At 67.9% G+C, this 20,160-nt stretch carries 23 protein-coding genes; 16 read left to right on the top strand and 7 right to left on the bottom strand.

The genetic code is table 11. From position 1 onward, the window contains the following. The first annotated feature begins 20 nt into the window (after positions 1-20). From ACFVWG_RS12170 to ACFVWG_RS12155, 4 genes are all read left to right on the top strand, one after another. Positions 21-812: an ABC transporter permease gene (locus ACFVWG_RS12170; RefSeq protein ID WP_391543253.1), complete on the top strand. Its 792-nt coding sequence runs from the start codon at positions 21-23 to the stop codon at positions 810-812. Further along, positions 812-1,615: an ABC transporter permease gene (locus ACFVWG_RS12165; protein ID WP_391543252.1), complete on the top strand. Its 804-nt coding sequence runs from the start codon at positions 812-814 to the stop codon at positions 1,613-1,615. Before ACFVWG_RS12170 ends, ACFVWG_RS12165 begins: the two co-directional genes overlap by 1 nt. 4 nt (positions 1,616-1,619) lie before the next feature. Next, entirely contained in the window at positions 1,620-2,033 is a 414-nt protein-coding gene (locus ACFVWG_RS12160; RefSeq protein ID WP_391543251.1) for a VOC family protein, read from the top strand. 76 nt (positions 2,034-2,109) lie between these two features. Beyond that, positions 2,110-2,442: a type II toxin-antitoxin system PemK/MazF family toxin gene (locus ACFVWG_RS12155; RefSeq protein ID WP_391543250.1), complete on the top strand. Its 333-nt coding sequence runs from the start codon at positions 2,110-2,112 to the stop codon at positions 2,440-2,442. Positions 2,443-2,480: 38 nt separating this feature from the next. On the opposite strand, the gene ACFVWG_RS12150 is transcribed toward ACFVWG_RS12155, so the two are convergent. Together ACFVWG_RS12150 and ACFVWG_RS12145 are read right to left on the bottom strand one after the other, a co-directional pair. Next, positions 2,481-2,951 carry a MarR family winged helix-turn-helix transcriptional regulator gene (locus ACFVWG_RS12150; protein ID WP_391543249.1) on the bottom strand — a complete coding sequence of 157 codons (471 nt, stop codon included), beginning with the start codon at positions 2,949-2,951 and terminating at the stop codon, positions 2,481-2,483. Then, positions 2,948-4,228 carry a nicotinate phosphoribosyltransferase gene (locus tag ACFVWG_RS12145; protein WP_391543271.1) on the bottom strand — a complete coding sequence of 427 codons (1,281 nt, stop codon included), beginning with the start codon at positions 4,226-4,228 and terminating at the stop codon, positions 2,948-2,950. The genes ACFVWG_RS12150 and ACFVWG_RS12145 overlap by 4 nt, the downstream gene beginning before the upstream one ends. Before the next feature lie 94 nt (positions 4,229-4,322). On the opposite strand from ACFVWG_RS12145, the gene clpS reads away from it, so the two are divergent. Beyond that, entirely contained in the window at positions 4,323-4,610 is a 288-nt protein-coding gene (gene clpS / locus ACFVWG_RS12140) for an ATP-dependent Clp protease adapter ClpS (RefSeq protein ID WP_391543248.1), read from the top strand. Continuing rightward, positions 4,607-5,158, top strand: a complete 552-nt coding sequence (locus ACFVWG_RS12135) for a DUF2017 domain-containing protein (protein ID WP_391543247.1) — start codon at positions 4,607-4,609, stop codon at positions 5,156-5,158. Before clpS ends, ACFVWG_RS12135 begins: the two co-directional genes overlap by 4 nt. On the opposite strand, the gene ACFVWG_RS12130 is transcribed toward ACFVWG_RS12135, so the two are convergent. After that, the gene (locus ACFVWG_RS12130; RefSeq protein WP_391543246.1) at positions 5,155-6,048 is read right to left on the bottom strand and encodes a phosphotransferase family protein; all 894 of its coding nucleotides are present in this window, start codon (positions 6,046-6,048) and stop codon (positions 5,155-5,157) included. The genes ACFVWG_RS12135 and ACFVWG_RS12130 overlap by 4 nt on opposite strands. A gap of 20 nt (positions 6,049-6,068) precedes the next feature. Here ACFVWG_RS12130 and ileS point away from each other — a divergent pair, with 20 nt between their 5' ends. The 5 genes from ileS to ACFVWG_RS12105 all read left to right on the top strand — a co-directional run bounded on the left by ileS (position 6,069) and on the right by ACFVWG_RS12105 (position 11,908). Further along, the gene (ileS, locus tag ACFVWG_RS12125) at positions 6,069-9,158 is read left to right on the top strand and encodes an isoleucine--tRNA ligase (RefSeq protein ID WP_391543245.1); all 3,090 of its coding nucleotides are present in this window, start codon (positions 6,069-6,071) and stop codon (positions 9,156-9,158) included. A 10-nt stretch (positions 9,159-9,168) separates the two neighbouring features. Next, positions 9,169-10,146 (top strand): aldo/keto reductase, encoded by a 978-nt coding sequence (locus ACFVWG_RS12120; protein ID WP_391543244.1) that lies wholly within the window; start codon positions 9,169-9,171, stop codon positions 10,144-10,146. A 64-nt stretch (positions 10,147-10,210) separates the two neighbouring features. After that, complete coding sequence (locus tag ACFVWG_RS12115) at positions 10,211-10,678, top strand: Mov34/MPN/PAD-1 family protein (RefSeq protein ID WP_391543243.1); 468 nt, start codon at positions 10,211-10,213, stop codon at positions 10,676-10,678. A gap of 1 nt (position 10,679) precedes the next feature. Beyond that, complete coding sequence (locus ACFVWG_RS12110; RefSeq protein ID WP_391543242.1) at positions 10,680-10,958, top strand: MoaD/ThiS family protein; 279 nt, start codon at positions 10,680-10,682, stop codon at positions 10,956-10,958. 2 nt (positions 10,959-10,960) lie between these two features. After that, positions 10,961-11,908 (top strand): PLP-dependent cysteine synthase family protein, encoded by a 948-nt coding sequence (locus ACFVWG_RS12105; protein WP_391543241.1) that lies wholly within the window; start codon positions 10,961-10,963, stop codon positions 11,906-11,908. A gap of 4 nt (positions 11,909-11,912) precedes the next feature. On the opposite strand, the gene ACFVWG_RS12100 is transcribed toward ACFVWG_RS12105, so the two are convergent. After that, complete coding sequence (locus ACFVWG_RS12100; RefSeq protein ID WP_391543240.1) at positions 11,913-12,272, bottom strand: hypothetical protein; 360 nt, start codon at positions 12,270-12,272, stop codon at positions 11,913-11,915. 162 nt (positions 12,273-12,434) lie between these two features. Next, the gene (locus tag ACFVWG_RS12095) at positions 12,435-14,537 is read right to left on the bottom strand and encodes an ATP-binding protein (protein ID WP_391543239.1); all 2,103 of its coding nucleotides are present in this window, start codon (positions 14,535-14,537) and stop codon (positions 12,435-12,437) included. A gap of 108 nt (positions 14,538-14,645) precedes the next feature. Between ACFVWG_RS12095 and ACFVWG_RS12090 the strand changes: the two genes are divergently transcribed. The 5 genes from ACFVWG_RS12090 to ACFVWG_RS12070 all read left to right on the top strand — a co-directional run bounded on the left by ACFVWG_RS12090 (position 14,646) and on the right by ACFVWG_RS12070 (position 18,342). After that, complete coding sequence (locus tag ACFVWG_RS12090; protein WP_391543238.1) at positions 14,646-15,050, top strand: ester cyclase; 405 nt, start codon at positions 14,646-14,648, stop codon at positions 15,048-15,050. Then, positions 15,050-15,835, top strand: coding sequence for a maleylpyruvate isomerase family mycothiol-dependent enzyme (locus tag ACFVWG_RS12085; RefSeq protein ID WP_391543237.1), 786 nt, complete (start codon positions 15,050-15,052; stop codon positions 15,833-15,835). The genes ACFVWG_RS12090 and ACFVWG_RS12085 overlap by 1 nt, the downstream gene beginning before the upstream one ends. Before the next feature lie 10 nt (positions 15,836-15,845). Further along, positions 15,846-16,649 carry a glutamate racemase gene (gene murI, locus ACFVWG_RS12080; RefSeq protein ID WP_391543236.1) on the top strand — a complete coding sequence of 268 codons (804 nt, stop codon included), beginning with the start codon at positions 15,846-15,848 and terminating at the stop codon, positions 16,647-16,649. 123 nt (positions 16,650-16,772) lie between these two features. Then, the gene (locus ACFVWG_RS12075; RefSeq protein ID WP_391543235.1) at positions 16,773-17,519 is read left to right on the top strand and encodes an MBL fold metallo-hydrolase; all 747 of its coding nucleotides are present in this window, start codon (positions 16,773-16,775) and stop codon (positions 17,517-17,519) included. Next, positions 17,500-18,342: an alpha/beta fold hydrolase gene (locus ACFVWG_RS12070; RefSeq protein WP_391543234.1), complete on the top strand. Its 843-nt coding sequence runs from the start codon at positions 17,500-17,502 to the stop codon at positions 18,340-18,342. Before ACFVWG_RS12075 ends, ACFVWG_RS12070 begins: the two co-directional genes overlap by 20 nt. On the opposite strand, the gene ACFVWG_RS12065 is transcribed toward ACFVWG_RS12070, so the two are convergent. Together ACFVWG_RS12065 and ACFVWG_RS12060 are read right to left on the bottom strand one after the other, a co-directional pair. After that, positions 18,329-19,297, bottom strand: coding sequence for a DNA glycosylase AlkZ-like family protein (locus ACFVWG_RS12065; RefSeq protein ID WP_391543233.1), 969 nt, complete (start codon positions 19,295-19,297; stop codon positions 18,329-18,331). The two genes, ACFVWG_RS12070 and ACFVWG_RS12065, sit on opposite strands and share 14 nt — an antisense overlap. Continuing rightward, entirely contained in the window at positions 19,294-20,058 is a 765-nt protein-coding gene (locus ACFVWG_RS12060; protein WP_391543232.1) for a hypothetical protein, read from the bottom strand. The genes ACFVWG_RS12065 and ACFVWG_RS12060 overlap by 4 nt, the downstream gene beginning before the upstream one ends. Positions 20,059-20,160: the final 102 nt, after the last annotated feature.

Raw genomic sequence — 20,160 nt, 5'->3', positions numbered from 1 at the left:
CTTTGTTGCTCGGTCCTCCCATGGTGTGGCTCGGGGTTGCGTACCTCGGTGCGTTGGCGGCGCTGTTCGTCACCGCGCTGTGGACGCAGAACGGGTTCACCGGGACGATCGAGCGGGTGTGGACGCTGGACAGCTTCCGGACGTTGTTCACCGTCGACGTGTACCGCACGATCGCGCTGCGGACGATCGGAGTCGCCGTACTGGTGACTCTGGTTGATGCCGTGGTTGCTTTTCCGATCGCGCTGTACATGTCGAAGGTGGCGCGGCCGGGGCTGCAGCGATTCCTGCTGGTGGCGGTGCTGATGCCCTTGTGGGCAAGCTACTTGGTGAAGGCGTATGCCTGGCGGGGGATGTTCTCCGAGGGCGGGCTGGTGTCGTCGGCGTTCGAGGCGGTTGGTTTGAAGTCGCCGGGATACGGGCTGACGGCAACGGTGGTGACGCTGGCTTATCTGTGGCTGCCGTACATGATCCTGCCGATCTATGCCGGGCTGGAACGATTGCCGAATTCGTTGCTGGAGGCATCGGCTGATCTCGGTGCGCGGACCGGTCACACGATCCGCCGGGTGATCGTGCCAGTGGTGATTCCGGCGATGGTGGCCGGATCGATCTTCACGTTCAGTCTGTCGTTGGGTGACTACATCGCGGTGCGGATCGTCGGCGGTACGAATCAGCTGCTGGGCAACGTGGTCTACGACAACGTCGGTGCCGCGAACAACCTTCCGTTCGCAGCGGCGGTGGCCACGATCCCGGTGGTGGTGATGCTCGTGTACCTGGCCGCAGTCCGCCGTACCGGAGCTATGGAGAGCCTCTGATGACGATGTCCGGCCCGACCCGCGTCGTACTGCGGATCCTCACCGGCCTGATCCTCGCGGCGATCTACATCCCGCTGCTGCTGGTGGTGGTCAACTCGTTCAACGTGAACAAGACCTTCGCCTGGCCGCCGCGCGACTTCACCCTCGACTGGTGGCGCCGCGCCGCCGAGAGCCAAGGCGCGCTCGACGCGTTGTGGGTGAGCGTCCGCGTCGGCCTCGCGGCCACGGCGATCGCCCTCATCCTCGGCACCATGATCGCGTTCGCCTTGCAGCGCTTCAGCTTCTACGGACGCGATGCCGTGTCCCTGCTGGTGATCCTCCCGATCGCCCTGCCCGGCATCGTCACCGGTATCGCGCTCAACAACGCCTTCCGCACGATCTTCGGCTGGCAACTCGGTTTCGTCACGATCGTCATCGCGCACGCCACCTTCTGCATCGTGACCGTGTTCAACAACGTGATCGCCCGACTCCGTCGTACCGGCGTGTCGTTGGAGCAAGCCTCCGCCGACCTGGGGGCTAGCGCGTTCCAGACCTTCCGGCTGGTCACCTTCCCGATGATCCGCTCGGCGTTGCTGGCCGGCGGGCTGCTCGCCTTCGCTTTGTCGTTCGACGAGATCATCGTGACGACGTTCACCGCCGGTGCTCAGCAGCAGACGTTGCCGATCTGGATCTTCAACAACCTCTTCCGCCCGAACCAGGCCCCGATCGTCAACGTCGTGGCCGCAGCGCTGATCGTGGTCTCGGTCGTCCCCGTCTGGCTGGCCCAGCGGCTGTCGGGCGACGCGGAGTCTTTGGGACACTAGGGGGATGTTGCAACTTACCGACTTCATCATCGACTGTCCGGACGCGATGGCGCTGGCAGCGTTCTACTCCGAGGTGACGGGGGTCCCGATCAAGGAGAGCAGCACGGAGGACTGGGCCGGTCTTCGGTTCGGCAACATCGAGCTGGCCTTCACTCCGGTGGAGGACTACCGGGCGCCGCAGTGGCCGGACAGCGAGCATCCCAAGCAGTTCCATCTCGACTTCGAGGTCGACGACATCGAGGCCGAACAGCGCCGCGTCCTAGCCCTCGGCGCGACCCTGCTGCGAGACCACATCGGTCCCGAGGGATACGGCTTCCGTATTTACGCCGACCCCGTCGGCCACCCCTTCTGCCTGTGCCGCAACAAGGGCGTCGTCTGGACCGACGAGGGCCCAAGCTGGGGACCCGCGGCCACATGAGCTTCTGTCTTCACACACCGATGATCAGCGGTGGTCGCAGCCATCTGGCCACCGGCCCCCATCAGGAGGAGGACATATGCAACGTGGCGAAGTCTGGTGGGTAGATTTCGACGAGCGGCGGCCGGTCGTCCTGCTCTCGGGAGAAGCGGCGTCCGGGTTTCGGGCGATGCAGATCGTCGCTCCTGCCAGCACCGAGATCAGCGGCGTGGCCGTCGAGGTGGCAGTAGGCGCCCCCGAAGGACTGCCCCTCGAAGGCGTCCTGAGAGTCGCACTCCCACGTCCAGGCCTCATCCCTTGCACCTGGCTGGTCACCCTGACCAAGGAAGACCTGATCGAGCGGGCGGGAGTCCTGTCGTCCACGAAGCTCGGCGAGCTCAAGGAGGCCCTACGTCTCGGAGGACTCGAGTAGGCGGAGAAGGACCGGAGGCCGCCGATGGCGTTCACCGATTAGTGGCGGGGGTCGCCTTCGAGGGTGGTGGTGAGGGTCCAGAGCAGGTTCCGGAGCTGCCGGCGATCCTCGGGGGTCAGACCGGCAAGGGCTCGGCTGCCGGCTCGGTCGTAGATGTCTTCGACCGTGCGGGCCAGCTCGGCGCCCTGGTCGGTGAGCTCGATGCCGACCTGTCGCGCGTCGGTAGTGCTCTTGACGCGGCGGACCAGGCCGGCGGCCTCCATGCGTTGGGTGGTCTTGGTCGCCGTCGGCACCTCGACGTCCAGGACCTTCGCCAGCTTCGCTACCGGTAGGGAGCCGTGGTGCAGGAGCTTGGCGAGGACCAGTTCCTGGCCGGTGTGCAAGCCGGTTCCGACCAGCTCCTCCGCAACCGCCTTGCGGGCTGCGCGGTCAGCGAAGCGCAGGGCGATCAGCACGTCTCGGGGGGTGGCCGGGGCGTCCGCCGGCCACTCCTCCTCGAGGGTGGTCACTTGGGACTCCAGGCGTTCTGGGCGGTGTAGTCACCGACGTACTGGGTGGGGATGGCGGGCTCGCCACGGCTGAGCTGGCTGGCGAAGCGGGGGAGTTCGTCGCGGACCTTGAGGTGGTGGGCCTGGGACTCGGCGGGGGTGGTGCGGCCGATCACCTCGCCGCCCTTGACCAGCGGCTTGAGGAGTTCGCGGTCGTCGCCGTCGTCCTCGGGGAGGCTGCCGACGCCGATCAGCTCGGCCTCGGCGACCCCGGCCGCGGTACGGCGGCGCAGGGCCCACTTGCGGCCGCCGATCGAGATCTTGTCCGGGCTCTTCTTCGCCACCGGCTTCAGGTCGCCGCTCGCGTCCTCACGGGCGACCAGCTTGTACACGAACCCGCAGGTCGGATACCCCGAGCCCGTGACAAGCGACGTACCGACGCCGTAGCCGTCGACCGGTGCCGGGGCGAGCGCGGCGATCTGGAACTCGTCGAGGTCCGAGGTCACGATGATCCGGGTCTTGGTGGCCCCGAGCGCGTCGAGCTGTTCGCGGACCTGACCGGCCAGTGACGGGAGGTCGCCGGAGTCCAGCCGGACGGCGCCGAGCTCCGGGCCGGTGATCTCGATCGCGGTCCGGACCGCCTCGGCGACGTCGTACGTGTCGACGAGGAGGGTGGTGCGTTTGCCGAGGGCATCCACCTGGGAGGTGAACGCCTCCTTCTCGGTGTCGTGCAGGAGGGTGAACGAGTGCGCCGACGTCCCGGCGCTGGGGATGCCGTAGCGGCGGGCGGCCTCCAGGTTGGAGGTGGTGGCGAAGCCCGCGATGTACGCCGCCAGCGCGGACGCGACCGCGGCCTCCTCGTGGGTCCGCCGCGAGCCCATCTCGATACAGGGCCGGCCGCCGGCCCACCAGGTCATCCGGGAGGCGGCCGAGGCGACCGCGGAGTCGTGGTTCAGGATCGACAGGAAGACGGTTTCCAGCAGCACGGCCTCGGCGAAACTCGACTCCACGACCAGGACCGGGGAGCCGGGGAAGAAGATTTCGCCGTCGGCGTACCCGGCGATGTCCCCGGTGAACCGGTAGTCAGCCAGCCAGTCGGAGGTAACCTGGTCGACGACACCCCGGTCGGCCAGGAAGGCGATCGCCCGCTCGTCGAAGCGGAACTGCTCCAGGGCGTCGAGCAGCCGGTTCACGCCGGCGACGACGCCGTACCGGCGGCCGTCGGGCAACCGGCGGGCGAACAGCTCGAAGACCGAGCGGCGCTGCGCCGTGCCGTCGGCCAGGCTGGCCTGCAGCATGGTCAACTCGTAGTGGTCCGTCAGGAGCGCGGTCGAGGTGTTCACAAGGGCAGCCTATTGCGCCAGCGGAACCACTAGTGGAGAGAATGGGTCAGTGACCACCGCACCGAGCGAGCTCGCGAGCCCCGAAGTCGACGAGGCGATCCAGCTGAGCCCACCGTGGGTGACGATCGTCTGGAACGACCCGGTCAACCTGATGGACTACGTCACGTTCGTCTTCCAGACGTACTTCGGCTACTCCAAGTCCAAGGCGGAGAAGCTGATGATGCAGGTCCACGAGGAGGGCAAGTCGGCGGTGTCGAACGGTAACCGGGAAGCGATGGAGCGCGACGTCGAGGCGATGCACTCCTACGGCCTGTGGGCCACCTGCGAGAAGTCGTGACGCGGTTCCGCAAGCGCCGCAAGATCGTCGCGGTCAGCTTCGCCGAGCACGAGGCCGACATCCTCGCCAACCTGCTCCGCAACCTGGTCGAACTCCTGTACGACGGCCTGCCCCCGCGCGCCACCCAGTCCAGCGACCCGCTCGCGGCCCTGCTGGACTCCGACGGCCCCACCTCGCCGCCCGAGGACATCGTCCTGCAGCGCCTCTTTCCCGACGCCTACGGTTCCGACGACATGGCGTCCTCGGAGTTCCGCCGCTTCACCGAACGCGGCCTGCGCGACGGCAAGATCACCGACGCCAAGCGCGTCCTCTCGGCCCTCGAGGAGTCCGGCGCGGACGAGATCGCCCTCGAACCCGACGAACAACTCTCCTGGCTGCGCGCCCTGAACGACCTCCGCCTGGCCATCGGTACCCGTCTCGACATCAAGGACGAAGACGACTACGGCACCTGGGAGAAGCTCCCCGAGGACGACCCCCGCCGCCTCACCTACGACCTCTACGACTGGCTCGGCTACCTCCAGTCAGCCCTCCTCCACAACATGCGCTAACCGCCTGTCATCAGGGTGGTGAGGTAGGCGTCTAGGCGGTGGGCGACTGTTTCGGGGGTTAGGTCGGGGCGGGTGGAGTCGCGCCACGGTTGGGCGGCGTCGGGGAGGTCTTCGGAGAGGGAGAGGGCGTCCCGGACCAGCCAGTAGTGGCGGTCGGGGGAGAGGGCGCCGCCGGCTTGTTCGTAGGCTTCGACGAAACTCAGGGCCCAGGTGGGGCCGTGGAGTAGGGCGAGGTTGGTGGCACAGTGGGCCACGTCCAGGTCGGTCGGGCCCCAGGAGGTGCTGGCCCAGTCGACTACCGCGGTGAGGCGGGTTCCTTCGAAGAGGACGTTGCCTGGCTGGTAGTCGCGGTGCAGAAAACGGCCCTCGTACGGCGGATGCGGCCGCCGGATGAGGTCGATCGCGGCGGACCAGTTGGCGCCGGGCGGTGTGACGACCGTGTCGGCGGTCGTCAGCGTCACGAAGGCGGGAGGGCGCTCGACGGGCTGCACCGCGTGGATCGCGACGAGCTGCTGCGCCAACACCGGGATGCGCTCCGCAAGTCCGTCGTCGGTGAGGACGGTCCGCCCGGGCATCCACGTCATCAGCAGCGAGGGGTGAGCGGCCAAGGGGTCGACGGCGATCAGTTCAGGAGCCGGTACGGCGGTTGTCGCGAGCAGCGTGAGTGCGTCCGACTCCCGGGCTAGGCAGTCGGCAGCGTCAGGCCGGTCGACGAAGGTACGCAGTACAAGATCGCGGACGCTCCCGTCCGGGGCGGCGATCGTCAGCCGGCGCATCTCAGCGGTGAGGCCGCCGTGCAGAACCGAGGCCTCGGCGATCCGTTCGCCCGCGGCCAGGTGCTCGTGGACCCAGGCGAGTGTCGACGGCCGGACAGACGTCAGGTTGGTCACCGTGCCACCTCACCATCCCAATGGCCGCGGGCGCGAGCGAATATCCCGCCTACGATGCTCGGGTGAGTTATCCGAGGACTGGCGGCAGGGTGGGCGGGGCTCCGGACTTTCCTGAGGTTGAGGGGGAGGTGCTGGCGTTCTGGGAGGCGGACGACACGTTCCGGGGGTCGGTGGAGCGGCGGACCAAGGAGGAGTTCGTCTTCTACGACGGGCCTCCGTTTGCCAATGGGCTGCCGCACTACGGGCATCTGCTGACCGGGTATGTGAAGGACCTGGTGCCGCGGTACCAGACCATGCGCGGGTATCGGGTGGAGCGGCGGTTCGGGTGGGACACGCATGGGCTGCCGGCTGAGCTGGAGGCTCAGCGGGTGCTCGGGCTGAAGACGAAGGCGGAGATTCTCGAGCTGGGGATCGAGAAGTTCAACGCGAAGTGCCGGGAGCTGGTCCTGCAGTACACCGACGAGTGGCAGGCCTACGTCACGCGGCAGGCGCGGTGGGTGGACTTCGACAACGACTACAAGACGCTCAACGCCGAGTACATGGAGTCGGTGATCTGGGCGTTCAAGACGCTCTACGACAAGGGCCTGGTGTACGAGGGCCTGCGCGTCCTCCCGTACTGCTGGAATGACGAGACGCCGCTGTCCAACCACGAGCTGCGGATGGACGACGACGTCTACCAGCAGCGGCAGGACCCCTCGGTGACGGTCGCGGTCGAACTGGAGACCGGGGAGCGGTTGCTCGCCTGGACCACGACCCCCTGGACGCTCCCGAGCAACCTCGCGATGGCGGTTGGGCCGGAGCTCGACTACGTCACCGTGCACGACGCCGAGGGTCGCCCCACGATCCTGGCCGAGGCTCGCGCGCAAGCCTATGGATTCACCGAGATCATCCGCAGGTTCAAAGGCACCGAGCTGATCGGCAAGCGCTACACCCCACTCTTCGACTTCTTCGCGGACACACCCAACGCCTTCCAGGTGATCGCGGCCGACCATGTCACCACCGATGACGGCACTGGCGTCGTACACATGGCTCCCGCGTACGGCGAGGAGGACCAGCTCGCGTGTGACGCCGTCGGGATCCCCACGATCCTGACCGTCGACGACGGAGCCCGGTTCACCAGCGTGGTCCCGCCGTACCAGGGTCTGCACGTCTTCGAGGCGAACCGTCCGATCATCCGCGACCTCAAGGCCGCCGGCGCGCTGATCCGCGAGGACAGCTATGTGCACAGCTACCCGCATTGCTGGCGGTGCCGGAATCCCTTGATCTACAAGGCGGTTTCGAGCTGGTTCGTCGAGGTGACAGCGATCCGCGACCGGATGGTCGAGCTGAACGAGGACATCACCTGGACGCCGGAGCACGTGAAGCACGGCCAGTTCGGCAAGTGGTTGAGCAATGCGCGCGACTGGTCGATCAGCCGGAACCGCTTCTGGGGTTCGCCGATCCCGGTCTGGCGGTCCGACGATCCGTCGTACCCACGGATCGACGTCTACGGCTCCATCGCCGACCTCGAGCGTGACTTCGGCGTCGAGGTCAAAGACCTGCACCGTCCGTACGTCGATCAGCTCACCCGACCGAACCCGGACGACCCGACCGGGAAGTCGACGATGCGCCGGGTGCCCGACGTACTGGATGTGTGGTTCGACTCGGGGTCGATGAGTTTCGCGCAGGTGCACTACCCGTTCGAGAACACGGACTGGTTCGAGAGCCACTTCCCGGGTGACTTCATCGTCGAGTACATCGGGCAGACGCGCGGCTGGTTCTACACGATGCACATTCTCGGTACGGCGTTGTTCGACCGGCCGGCGTTCAAGTCGGTGCTGAGCCACGGGATCGTGCTCGGCAGCGACGGGCAGAAGATGAGCAAGTCGCTGCGGAACTACCCGGACGTGCGCGAGGTATTCGAGCGGGACGGCGCGGACGCGATGCGCTGGTTCCTAATGTCGAGCCCGATCCTGCGCGGCGGGAACCTGATCGTCACCGAGGAGGGCATCCGCGAGGGTGTCCGGCAGGTGCTGATCCCGCTGTGGAACGCGTGGTCCTTCTTCGCGCTCTACGCGAACGCGGCCGACCGCGAAGGGCAGGCGGTGAAGCAACCGACCGACCTACTGGATCGGTACCTGCTGGCGCGGTTGCGGCTGTTCGTCACCGACGTCCAGGACAAGCTCGACCGGTACGACATCGCGTCGGCCTGTGACGCGATCACCTCGTACGTCGATGTGCTGACGAACTGGTATATCCGGCGTTCGCGCGACCGTTTCTGGGCGGGGGAGCAGGCGGCGATCGACACGCTCTACACGGCGTTGGAGACGCTCTGCCGAGCGGTTGCGCCGCTGCTGCCGTTGGTTGCCGAGGACATCTGGCGTGGGCTGACCGGGGAGCGGTCGGTGCACCTGACCGACTGGCCGACCGTCACCGATCTTCCGGACGATCCGGAGCTGGTGGCGCAGATGGAGCGGGCGCGCGAGGTGTGTTCGGTCGCCTCCGCGATCCGCAAGGCGACCGGGATCCGGGCCCGTCAGCCGCTGGAGAAGTTGACCGTGGCAACGACCGCGGACCTGCAGGCGCTGACGGGGTTGATCGCCGCCGAGGTGAACGTCCGCGAGGTCGTGCTGACGTCGGTCGATGCGGTCGACGCTCCGGTCTCCCAACGCCTGACCGTCAACGCGCGAGCAGCTGGACCGCGGTTGGGTAAAGCCGTGCAGACAGCGATCAAGGCGTCGAAGGCAGGAGACTGGTCGGTGTCCGACGACGGTGTGATCGTTGCTGGTGGCATCGAGTTGCAGGACGGCGAGTACACGCTGGAGGCAACTCTGGACGAAGGTGGCGAGTCGAGCGGGTTGCTGCCAGGTGGTGGTTTCGTGGTGCTCGACACGACGCTCACGCCCGAGCTCGAGGCGGAAGGGACGGCGCGGGACGTGATCCGCTCGATCCAGCAGGCGCGGCGTGATTCCGGGCTTGAGGTCACTGATCGGATCCGGCTCACCGTGACCGCGGAACCCGCCATGGCCGCGGCCGTCGAGACCCACCGCGACCTGATCATGCGCGAGACGCTCGCCACCGCCCTCGCCGTACAAGAGGGCTCTGAACTGGAGATCGACCTCAGGTCCTAGTGTGAGTGGCATGGAGACGCGGAAGCTGGGACGGACCGGTCGGGATGTAGGCGTGGTCGGGCTCGGCGCCTGGCAGCTGGGCGCCGACTGGGGTTCGGTGGACGAGAGCGACGCGCTCGCCGTACTGCGGTCGGCGATCGAGGGCGGCGTGACGTTCATCGACACCGCCGACGTGTACGGCGACGGTCGGAGCGAGCGGCTCGTCGGTCAGGTACTCAAGGAACACGACGGCCTGACCGTGGCGAGCAAGATGGGCCGCCGGGTCGAGCAGCTCCCGGAGAACTACAACCCGGCCAACTTCCGCGCCTGGAACGACCGCTCCCGGCAGAACCTCGGCGTCGACAGGATCGACCTGGTTCAGCTGCACTGCCCGCCGACCGCGGTGTACTCCACCGACGCCGTCTTCGACGACCTGGACGCGATGGTCGACGAGGGCCGGATCGCGTCGTACGGCGTCAGTGTCGAGACCTGCGCCGAGGCATTGACCGCGATCGCGCGGCCCAACGTGGCGAGCGTCCAGATCATCCTGAACGCCCTCCGCCTCAAGCCCCTCGACGAGGTGCTGCCCGCTGCCCAGGAGGCCGGCGTCGGCATCATCGCCCGCGTGCCGCTCGCCAGCGGCCTGCTCTCCGGCAAGTACGACGAGAACACCGTCTTCTCCGCCGACGACCACCGCACCTACAACCGCCACGGCGAGGCCTTCGACGTCGGCGAGACCTTCTCCGGCGTCGACTTCAGCACCGGCCTCGAAGCCGTCCGCCGCCTGATGCCCTGGCTCCCCGCCGGCGCCACCATGGCCCAGTTCGCCCTCCGCTGGATCATCGACCAGCCCGGCGTCTCCGTCGTCATCCCGGGCGCCCGCAACCCCGAACAAGTCGCCGGCAACGTCGGCGCAGCCGCCCTGGCGCCCCTCACCGCCGACCAGCAAACCGCCGTACGAGAGATCTACGACGACCTCATCCGCCCCCAGATCCACAACCGCTGGTAGTCCACATACTGGACCGACCCTGCGGTTGTCAGGGTCGGTACGGCGGTCGCCGTACCGTGGTGGTGTGTTGATCATCGACCAGGCGACGTACGACGCGATCCTCGCGCACGCGCGGCGGGACCACCCGGACGAGGCGTGCGGCGTGGTGACGGGCCCGGAGGGATCGGGGCGCGCGGAGCGGTTCGTTCCGGTGCCGAACGCGGCGATGTCGCCGACGTACTACGAGTTCTCGTCCGAGGACCTGTACCAGGTGCACCAGGACCTGTGGGACCGGGACGAGGAGATCGTGGTGACGTACCACTCGCACACGGCGACCGAGGCGTACCCGTCGCGGACGGACGTCGCCCGGGCCGAGGAGCCGAACTCGCACTACGTCATCGTCTCGACCCGGGACGGGGCCGAGCAGCAGAGCTACGACGGTCCGGTGGAGTTCCGGTCGTACCGGATCGTCGACGGCGTGGTCACCGAAGAAGATGTGAAGATCGTGGCGGACTACGCCGAATTGGACAGCAGCGAACTAGGAGACAACTGAGATGGCGATCGAGCTTCGCGTCCCGACCATCCTGCGGACCTACACGGGTGGCGAGAAGGCGGTCAACGGCGACGGTGCCACGCTGGCCGAGTTCATCGACAGCGTGAACGGCGACCACCCGGGCCTGAAGGAGCGGATTGTCGAGGGGGAGCCGGAGGAGCTGCGCCGGTTCGTCAACGTGTACGTGAATGACGAGGACGTCCGGTTCACCGGTGGTCTGACGACGGCGGTGAAGGACGGCGACGTGGTCGTCGTGCTGCCTGCGGTCGCCGGCGGCTGAGGATGCGTTTCGACAGCCTGCTCGACTCGGTCGGGGGCACGCCGCTGGTCGGCCTGCCCCGGCTGTCGCCGACGGCGGACGTGCGGTTGTGGGCCAAGCTGGAGGACCACAACCCGACCGGTTCGATCAAGGACCGGGCGGCGCTGCGGATGCTGCTGGACGCGGAGAAGGACGGCCGGCTGCGGCCGGGCAACACGATCCTGGAGCCGACGTCGGGCAACACCGGTATCTCGCTGGCGATGGCGGCCAAGCTGCGTGGCTACCGGATGGTCTGCGTGATGCCGGAGAACACCTCCGAGGAGCGCCGCCAGATCCTGCGGATGTGGGGTGTCGAGATCATCTCCTCCGCGGCTGCCGGTGGTTCGAACGAGGCGGTCCGGGTGGCCAAGCAGGTCGCCGAGGAACACCCCGACTGGGTGATGCTCTACCAGTACGGCAACCCCTCGAACGCGGCTGCCCACTACGACGGCACCGCCCGCGAGGTCCTCGACGACCTCCCGTCGGTAACGCACTTCGTCGCAGGCCTCGGCACGACCGGCACGCTGATGGGTGCCGGCCGCTTCTTCCGCGAACACAAGCCCGAGGTCCGGATCGTCGCTGCCGAGCCCCGGTACGGCGAACTCGTCTACGGCCTGCGGAATCTGGACGAGGGCTTCGTCCCGGAGCTGTACGACGCATCGCTGATCGATGCCCGGTTCTCGGTCGGACCGCGTGACGCCGTTCGGCGCGTTCGGGAACTGCTCGAGAACGAAGGCATCTTCGCCGGCATCTCGACCGGCGCGATCCTGCATGCCGCGCTCGGCCAGGCGGCCAAGTGTGTGCGCGACGGAGAGCGGGCCGACATCGCCTTCGTGGTCGCCGACGGCGGCTGGAAGTACCTGTCGACCGGTGCCTATGAGGGCACGGTCGACGAGGCGGAGGATCGCCTCGAAGGCCAGCTCTGGGCCTGAAAGGCTAAGGAGATTTGAACAGGATCCGGCGGCCGATGCGCGGGTGAACACCGCGTCCCTTGCAGCTGGTGCAGGGGCGTTGCGCGTAGCTGAAGATGCCGCCGTGGTGACGGCCGGCGCCCTTGCAGCGGTTGCACTTGGCATTCGGGTGCAGCGACAGCGAGACGACGTACACGAAGAACGCCGCCATCAGCATCAGCAGCAGGACTCCGGTCGACCCGATGGACGACGCGAGGTCCGCGGCGGTGCTGTTGGTTTCGGCAGCCTGGTTCGCGGCCTGCCCGGAGGCGGCGACGTGATCAGGTTGCGGATTCGGTCCGGCGGTGCTGCTCAGCACCGCGACGAAGTGATGCGCCAGGCTCATGGCATCTCGAGGGCGGTTCGGGCGAACATCGGTCCAGAGTGACCCGAATCACTGCTGTTGGCAATTGCATAACGTAAAGATGTGGACAAGGTTCGGCGTGTCGTTTCAAGAGAAGGGACTGGGTGTCTTCTTGAACGACCCGAATCCGGTCCTGGTTACGGCTCACCGGGAGACCGCGCCGATCTCGTCGCGCAGAATTCGCGCCGCCGTGGCTGCTTCGGCAGCCTGCTCGGCGGCGCCCACCGCGTCGTAGTACCTGGCCAGGGCGTCCAGACAGTCCGCCGTCAGCGGGTCGCGCTGGCCGGCCGTCAGACGGGTGGCTTCGGCAATTTTCTCGTGGGCCTCGTCCAGTTCGTCACTGTCCGCGGCCAGTCGCCCCAATCCGAGCAGGGCCTGGGCGATGCCGCGGTCGTGCCCGATCCGCCGGAAAAGCTCGAGGCTCTCCTGGTACGACGATCGCGCGTTGCCGACGAGACCCAGTCGCCATTCCGCATCGCCGAGGCTGACCAGGCCGAACGGCACGCCGTAGCCGCTATTGGAACGACGGGCGCTCGCAACCGTCGACCGGTAGCACTCCAGAGCTTCGTCGTACCGGCCGAGTTCGTAGTAGACGAGGCCGAGATTGTGCTCGGCGGCAGCCAGTGTGTTGGCAGGCGTGATCTCCGGCCGCAACGCCAGACAGTCATGGGTGAGCTGCTCCGACTGGTCGAAGTGCCCTAGCAGCCGGGCCACGGTCGCACTCCAGAGCAGGACCTCGGCTCGCACCAGCGGGTCGATCGTGGAGTCGACAAGTGCCCGGACCCGCGTCAGCCAGTCGTCGGCTTCGGTGAGCTGTCCGGTCCAGGTCCAGTACCGCCACAGATAGCGGGCGAACTCGACAGAGCGCTCGGCGTCGCCGCTCGCCAAGGTGTGCTGCACCGCCGCTCGCAGGTTCGCATCGTCGGCCGCAAGCCGTTGTTTCCAAGCGTTCTCGGCCGGTCCCACCACCTCGGCCCGCCCGGCAAGCTCCAGAAAGTACGCCGCATGCAGCGCCGCCAATCGATGTTCGGTGGCCGGCTCGAGCTGCTCGGCCGCGTACTGCCGGACCGTCTCCAGCAGGCGGAACCGGTCGGACTCGGGCGCTACCAGGCTGCCGTCGATCAGCGCCGCGAAGTCGGGCAGCCCGGCGCCGGTGACGGCGAGCGCGGCCTCGGTGGTGAAGCCGCCGGTGAAGACCGAGAGCCCGGCCAGGATTTCGCGCTGCCGCGCGGTCAGCAACCGGCTGCTCCACTCGAGCGTGTCGCGCAGGGTCCGATGCCGCTCGGGCAGATCACGGGCGCCGCCCGCGAGGAGTTCGAGATCGCTCAACTGGCCCAGCAATTGCGCCGGGGTCAGAACCCGCAGCCAGGGCGCGGCCAGCTCGATCGCCAGCGGCAGCCCGTCCACCCGGCGGCAGATTTCCGCCACCGGTTCGATCTGGTCGGGCGTGAGCGCGAACCCCGGTACGGCGGAGCCGGCCCGGCGGGCGAAGATCCGGACCGCCGGCAGCTCGGCTGCGTCGGCCTGCAGCGATCCTGGGATCACGAAGGGCCGGACCGCGAGCACCTGCTCGGCGCTGAGCCGCAGCGCGGTTCGGCTCGTCGCCAGCACGCGGAGCCCCGGGCAGGTCGCGAGTAGTTCGGCGATCAGCTCGGTGGACTCGGGGAGGTGCTCGAAGTTGTCGGCGAGCAGCACGATCTCGGTCGCTCGCAACGCGGTCGCGAGGCGCTCGGCGGTCGGCGTACCGGGGTGTTCTTTGAGGCCCAGTGAGCGCAGGATCTGCGGAGCCACCGCCTCCGGAGACCGGAGGTCCGCCAGCGGCACGAAGACGACGTCGGCGAGTTCCGCCGCGATGGCAAGGGCGAGTCGGGTCTTGCCGACCCCGCCAGGGCCGGTCAGCGTCAGCAGCCGGGTGGCCGGATCGGCGAGGAGTTTGGCCGCTTCGGCCAGCTCCGCGTCGCGGCCGAGCAGCGGACCAGCAGGAATCGGCGCTCGCAGGGCGTCCGCGGCCTGCACCAGCCGCGACCCACGGCGAGCCTGCTCGAACCGCTCGCGATCCGCCGGGCCGAGGGCGAGCGCGTCGGCGAGAATCGCGAGCGTACGGCGTTGTGGCCGCTGCCGTTCGCCGCGTTCGAGCAGGCCGATCGCATCGACGCTCACGCCGGACCGGTCGGCCAGCTCCTCCTGAGTGAGTCCCACCCGCTGCCGGAACTGCCGGAGCAAGTCACCGAACTCCCCAGCTGCCACGCCGGAATCCTAGTGGTTCGGGGGTTTGTCGGGGTGTTTGTCGGTGGTGAACGGGCGCGCGGCGGCCGATGCTCGTCGAGACGACAATGCACCGACCTGGGGGACCACATGCAGCAGAACAAGACCGTCGTACGGCGGTGGATGGACGCCGGGAACGACCGGGAGTTCGGGCGGTTCGACGAGCTGTTCACCGCCGATACGGTCGATCACGTCAGTGGGAACACGGGGATCGCCTGGTGGAAGGAGGTCTTCGGCTGGATCGGGGCGTCGTTCCCGGACTGGCAGTGGACCGGTTCAGTGATGATTGCCGAGGACGACCTGGTGATGGTGAAGGCCGACCTGACCGGCTCCCACCAGGGCTCCCGGCTGCCGTTCCTGAGCGGGATCGAGCCGACCGGTATCCCGATCGTCTGGCGGCATTTCCACCTGTTCCGGCTGGAGAACGAGCTGATCGCCGAACACTGGGCCAGCCGGGACGACCTCGGCGTACTGCGGCAGTTAGGGGCCCGGTGATGGCGGCCTATCGATGCATTGGCGGCGAGTTCCGGTCCAGCCGGCGTCCGGAGCGTCAGATCGGCTTCTCGGAGTACCTGGCGACGGCACAGCTGGAGGCCCAGCGGCTCGCTGAGGCGGCACTGCAGGCAGGTCTGGACGCCGCCGTACCGACCTGTCCGGGCTGGACGGTTGGCGAGCTGCTCAGGCACGTCGGTGGCTTGGCGAGGGGTGTCACCGACTACCTGCGGACGGGGAACCCCTTCCCGCCGACCGCGGCCGACACGCAGAGCTGGTTCGCGGCGCCGCCGGCCGGGATCGACCTGGTCGCCTGGTACGTCGGAGTCCGGGCCGAGCTCACTCAGGCCTTCCTGGCCGCGGATCCGCGGACGGCCTGTTTCACCTTCCTGCCGGCCGAGTCCCCGCTGCTGTTCTGGGCGCGTCGCGATGCCCATGAGACCGCGATCCACCGGGCCGATGTCCAACTCGCGGCCGGCACGGAGATCACGCCGTACGAGCCGGAATTCGCCCGGGACGGGATTGCCGAGCTCCTGGCGTTCACGGCCCTGAGCCTGCGAGCGGACCCGGGGTTCACGGTTGCGGTGGCGGGGTGTCTGCTGCACGTGGGGCCGACGGACTGCACCGTCGAGCCGGACAGTGGCGTCTCGGCGGACCTGCGCCTGGTCGGGCCGCCGAGCGCCGCCTACCTCACGCTCTGGAACCGGACGCCGCCGACCGACCTGCGGTTGGTCGGAGACCCGGCGCTGCTCGACTACTGGCGTCAGCACGCACGCTGGGAGTTGTAAACTCTGCCGCGTGACAGACGCGCCGGTGGGGATCTTCGATTCAGGCTTCGGCGGTCTCACCGTCGCGCGTGCGGTGCTGGACCAGTTGCCGCACGAGCCGATCCTCTACCTCGGCGACACTGCCCGGCAGCCGTACGGGCCGAAGCCGATCGCCGAGGTTCGTGAGTACGCGCTGGAGTGTCTGGACCACTTGGTCGAGGCCGGCGTGAAGATGCTGGTCATCGCCTGCAACTCGGCCAGCGCCGCGATGCTCCGCGATGCCCGGGAGCGGTACGACGTACCGGTGGTGGAAGTGATTCTTCCGGCTGCTCGCCGTGCCGTTGCCGCGACCCGCAACCAGAAGGTCGGAGTGATCTGCACGCATGCAACGGCAACCTCTTTGGCGTACGACGATGCGTTCGCCGCAGCCCCGCAGGTGGACCTGATCACCCGGGAGTGCCCGAAGTTCGTCGACTTCGTCGAGTCCGGCGTGACGTCGGGACCGGAGTTGCTGGAGGCTGCGCATGAGTACCTCGATCCGCTGGTCGAGGCCGGCGTCGACACGCTCATCCTCGGCTGCACGCACTACCCGTTGCTGACCGGCGTGATCTCGTACGTCGTCGGTGACGCGGTATCGCTGGTGAGCAGCGCCGAGGAGTGTGCCAAGGATGTATACCGTGTCCTGACCAGCACCGGACTGCTGCGCCCGGACGACCTGCCCGAGCCCAAGCACCGCTTCGTCACGACCGGCACGCCGGCCGAGTTCGAGGCGATCGGCTCGCGGTTCCTCGGCCCGGTGCTCTCGTCGGTAGACCAGTTTGCGTGGGTCCGCTAGTTGTCCTCGGCACCGGTTCCGGTCGTGACCTGCTCGAAACCTTAGCCCTGTAACCCGTTCGGCGGCCCGGCGACGCGTCGGAGTTTCCTGCGAAGCCGGCAACCCGCCGGTAATCTTCAAGATATGAAGCTCACCGTGCTCGGCTGTTCCGGGTCCGTCCCCGGGCCGGACTCGGCCGCCTCGAGCTATCTGGTCACTGCCGAGGACTTCCACCTGGTCCTCGATCTCGGCAGCGGCGCTCTCGGATCGCTCCAGCGGCATCTTGCCGTCCCGCAGATCGGCGCGATCGGCCTGTCCCACTTGCATCCTGACCACTGTATGGACCTGTGCGGCCTCTATGTCGCGGCGAAGTACGCACCGGGTTCACCGATTCCCCGCATCCCCGTGTTCGCCCCGCCCGGTGCGGCGGAGCGGATGGCCCTGGCCTACGACCTTCCCATCGATCCAGGTATGACCGAGGAGCTGGAATTCCATGCCTGGCAGGACGTTCAGCAGATCGGCCCGTTCACCGTCCGGACCGCGAGCATGCGGCACCCGGTCCCGGCGTACGCGATCCGGGTCGAGTTCGGCGGCAAGTCGCTGGTCTACACCGGTGACACCGGCCCGAACGACGCACTGATCGAGCTCGCTCGCGGTGCCGACCTGATGCTGTCCGAAGCGGCCTTGCAGGACGACAATCCGGACAACCCGGTCGACCTGCACCTGACCCCGTCCGACGCCGGCGAGCACGCCAAGAAGGCCGGTGCCAAAAAGCTCGTGATCACGCACGTCCCACCGTGGTACGACCGGGTGACCCAAGCGGAGAACGCCCGACGTACCTACTCCGGGCCGATCGAGATTGCGACCCCCGATGCAGTTTTCGACATCTGACTCTGTCCTGTTGTGGACTGCAGCGACTGGTGCGGTGACCCCTGCCGCCGTGCCGGCCGTCATTCTTCATGGCGGCCCGGGCACTTGGGATGATCACGCGAGGCTCGCTGCGATGATCGACGATCTGACTGTCGTCCATCGCTTCGACCAGCGGGGCTGCGGCCGATCGGGCGCGTCCGACGAGCTGACGATGGCGCGCTGGGCGCAGGACATCGACGAGCTGCGTGCGCATTGGGGCCACGACAAGATCGTTGTCATCGGCCACTCCTTCGGTGCAACGCTGGCGGTCACGTATGCCGCGCTGTATGCCGATCACGTGGCCGGAGTGGTCTACCTCGACGGCGTCGGTATCGGTGACTGGCGGACGGGCGAGGCTGCGGTCCGCGAGCAGCGGATGACCCCGGAGCAGGTGGCTCGTCTGGAGAACCTTGGCGGGCGTCCCCGGACCCGTGACGAGGAGATCGAGTTCCGGGTGCTGGCCTGGTTCCCCGACAATGCGGATCCCGAGCACGCGATGGAGTGGGCCCTCGAGGACGCCTCCGTCGACCTGCCGATCAACTGGACCGTGAATCGCGCCCTCATGAGTGAGATCAACAGCTGGCCGGACAGTCGCAAGGCCGCTGACGTCGCCGCGATCCCCGCGCCGATCACCTTCATCCACGGCGAAGGCGACCCGCGCCCGCACACCGCCGTACAGGCTTTGGCTGAACACGCTCAGCAGCCATCGTTCCACCTGATTCCCGACGCCGGTCACTCACCGTGGCGCGAGCAGCCCGCGGCCGTCCGCGACATCCTCCGCTCGGTGGTCCTCAAGACATCCTGATCGACATCGTCGCCCCCGGAATCGGCATCGACAGCGCTTCCGCCTCGATCGCAGCCCGCTCAGCGTCGGTGATGCGACCGGCCAGACGCAGAATGATCGCTCCCTGCCGACGCCCCCAAGCGCCGCGGATCTGCCCGTCGAGCATCAACCCGTGCGGGTGATGCCAATCGTTCAACTCGATCCGGGACTTCTGCCCAGGCCCTGCGAACAACCCGTAGCGGTCAGCCCCGAACAGTCGCAGATCCGAAGCGACCAGGAACCGTGCACCCGTCACAGCAGGCGCATCCCGTACGGCGTCCTCGTCGGCAGCCAGAATCGCGGCAGCCCGTCCCTCAACCTCGACCGGCAACAACTCGTCACCCAGCCAGCTCCACACCGCGCGAGCGTCCGGCCGCGACAGACCTGACCACCAGCTGAAGGTCTCCACTGTCGTCGGCCCGAACGCGCGCACGTGCCGACGGCACAACTCCAGATGGGCTTCGCGAAAGTCGATCTCCGGGGGCTCGACCTCCCGTGCGTACAAGGCACTCGTCGTCCACCGCAGCACCAGCCGACCGGTCGCACACGCACCCCGCAACTCGGGATGACCCTGGCGCCGCTCAGCTCCCGCGAACTCCTGGCAGATCCGCTCAGCCAACTCCTCGACCGCCTGCTGCTCGGCAGGGTCGAGCGGCATCCGTCCAACCGTGAACACGCCAAAGTCCGCCGCGGGCAGCACATAAACCGCCGCCCGCGGGCTGTACGTCTGCACCAACCCAGGCGCCTCCCACGCCGACGGCTCGCACTCCGCCACCCGTGCATGCAGCCCGACCAACGCATCCCGCGGCGCCGTGTCCTGCAACCCGAACCGCACCGCCTCCACATAAGCCCCAGCCGGCAGCCGCTCGCCCAACCGATTCACAGCCAGCCGATACCGAACCGCCTGCTGGTAGTCGATCCGGAGCGGTGACGTCATACCCGTTGTCTAGCAGGCAGCTCCGACAGTCGGTCGCCAGGCTGCAGGCCGAAGTAGGCAGCGGCCGAACCGCCGCGGACCACGAGCTCGGCGTAGCCGACGCCTGAACTGCCCGGGATGAGGCCGGGCTCGTTGCGCGGTACGGCGGTCAGGTGCGGGTACCTCGGGATGTCGAGCTTGATCTCTTCGGGGGTCCGGTCGAGTTTGCAGTTGCCGAAGTTGTCGATGACGGTCACCAACGGTCCTTCGTCCGGGGTGATGGGGATCGGCGTCGTGGTCGACGGGATCGCCCGGTGGTCGGCGACCCAGCGCGCGAGCAGCGGCAGGTACCAGAGACTGCGGAACTGGGTGGTGATGATCCGCTCGGCCTGAACCGGATCGAAGTCGACCGCGTCCAGGACCTCGGCGATGTCGGTGACGAACACCTCGGTGATGCCGAGCTCACGCCGTACCAGCGCCAGTGCGCGCGGGTTGAACGTGCCGGCGACCAGATGTTCGCCGTACCGGAAGAAGCAGAAGGGGACGCCATTCGGCCAGTGGCCGTCACGCGGCGCGAGGTTGAACAGGGTGATCGTCGGGCCGGCGAGGCCTTCCGTCGATCTCAGACAGTCGAGCAGGGTCAAGGCGGCGAACGACTCCGGGTCGGGGCCGTCGAGGGCGATGATCGTCGGCGACTGGCCGAAGAGGGCGCCGATGCGGGTGCTCAAGCGCGCGCGGGCGTTGCCGTCGAAGCAGTCGGTCAGGTAGGTGATCGGGTACATGCGAGGTCTCCTGGGGTGTGGTTGCAGACATGAGAAGAGGCCCCCCGACAGGGAGGCCTCTCGCTGCAAGCACACGTGCCTACGCCGCTGGTCCTCCGTATC

This window comes from Kribbella sp. NPDC058245 (genome assembly GCF_042882005.1).
In the GTDB taxonomy this organism is placed as follows: Bacteria; Actinomycetota; Actinomycetes; order Propionibacteriales; family Kribbellaceae; genus Kribbella.
The sequence above is the reverse complement of the archived record's forward strand: the minus strand, read 5'-3'. Positions and strand labels throughout refer to the sequence as shown.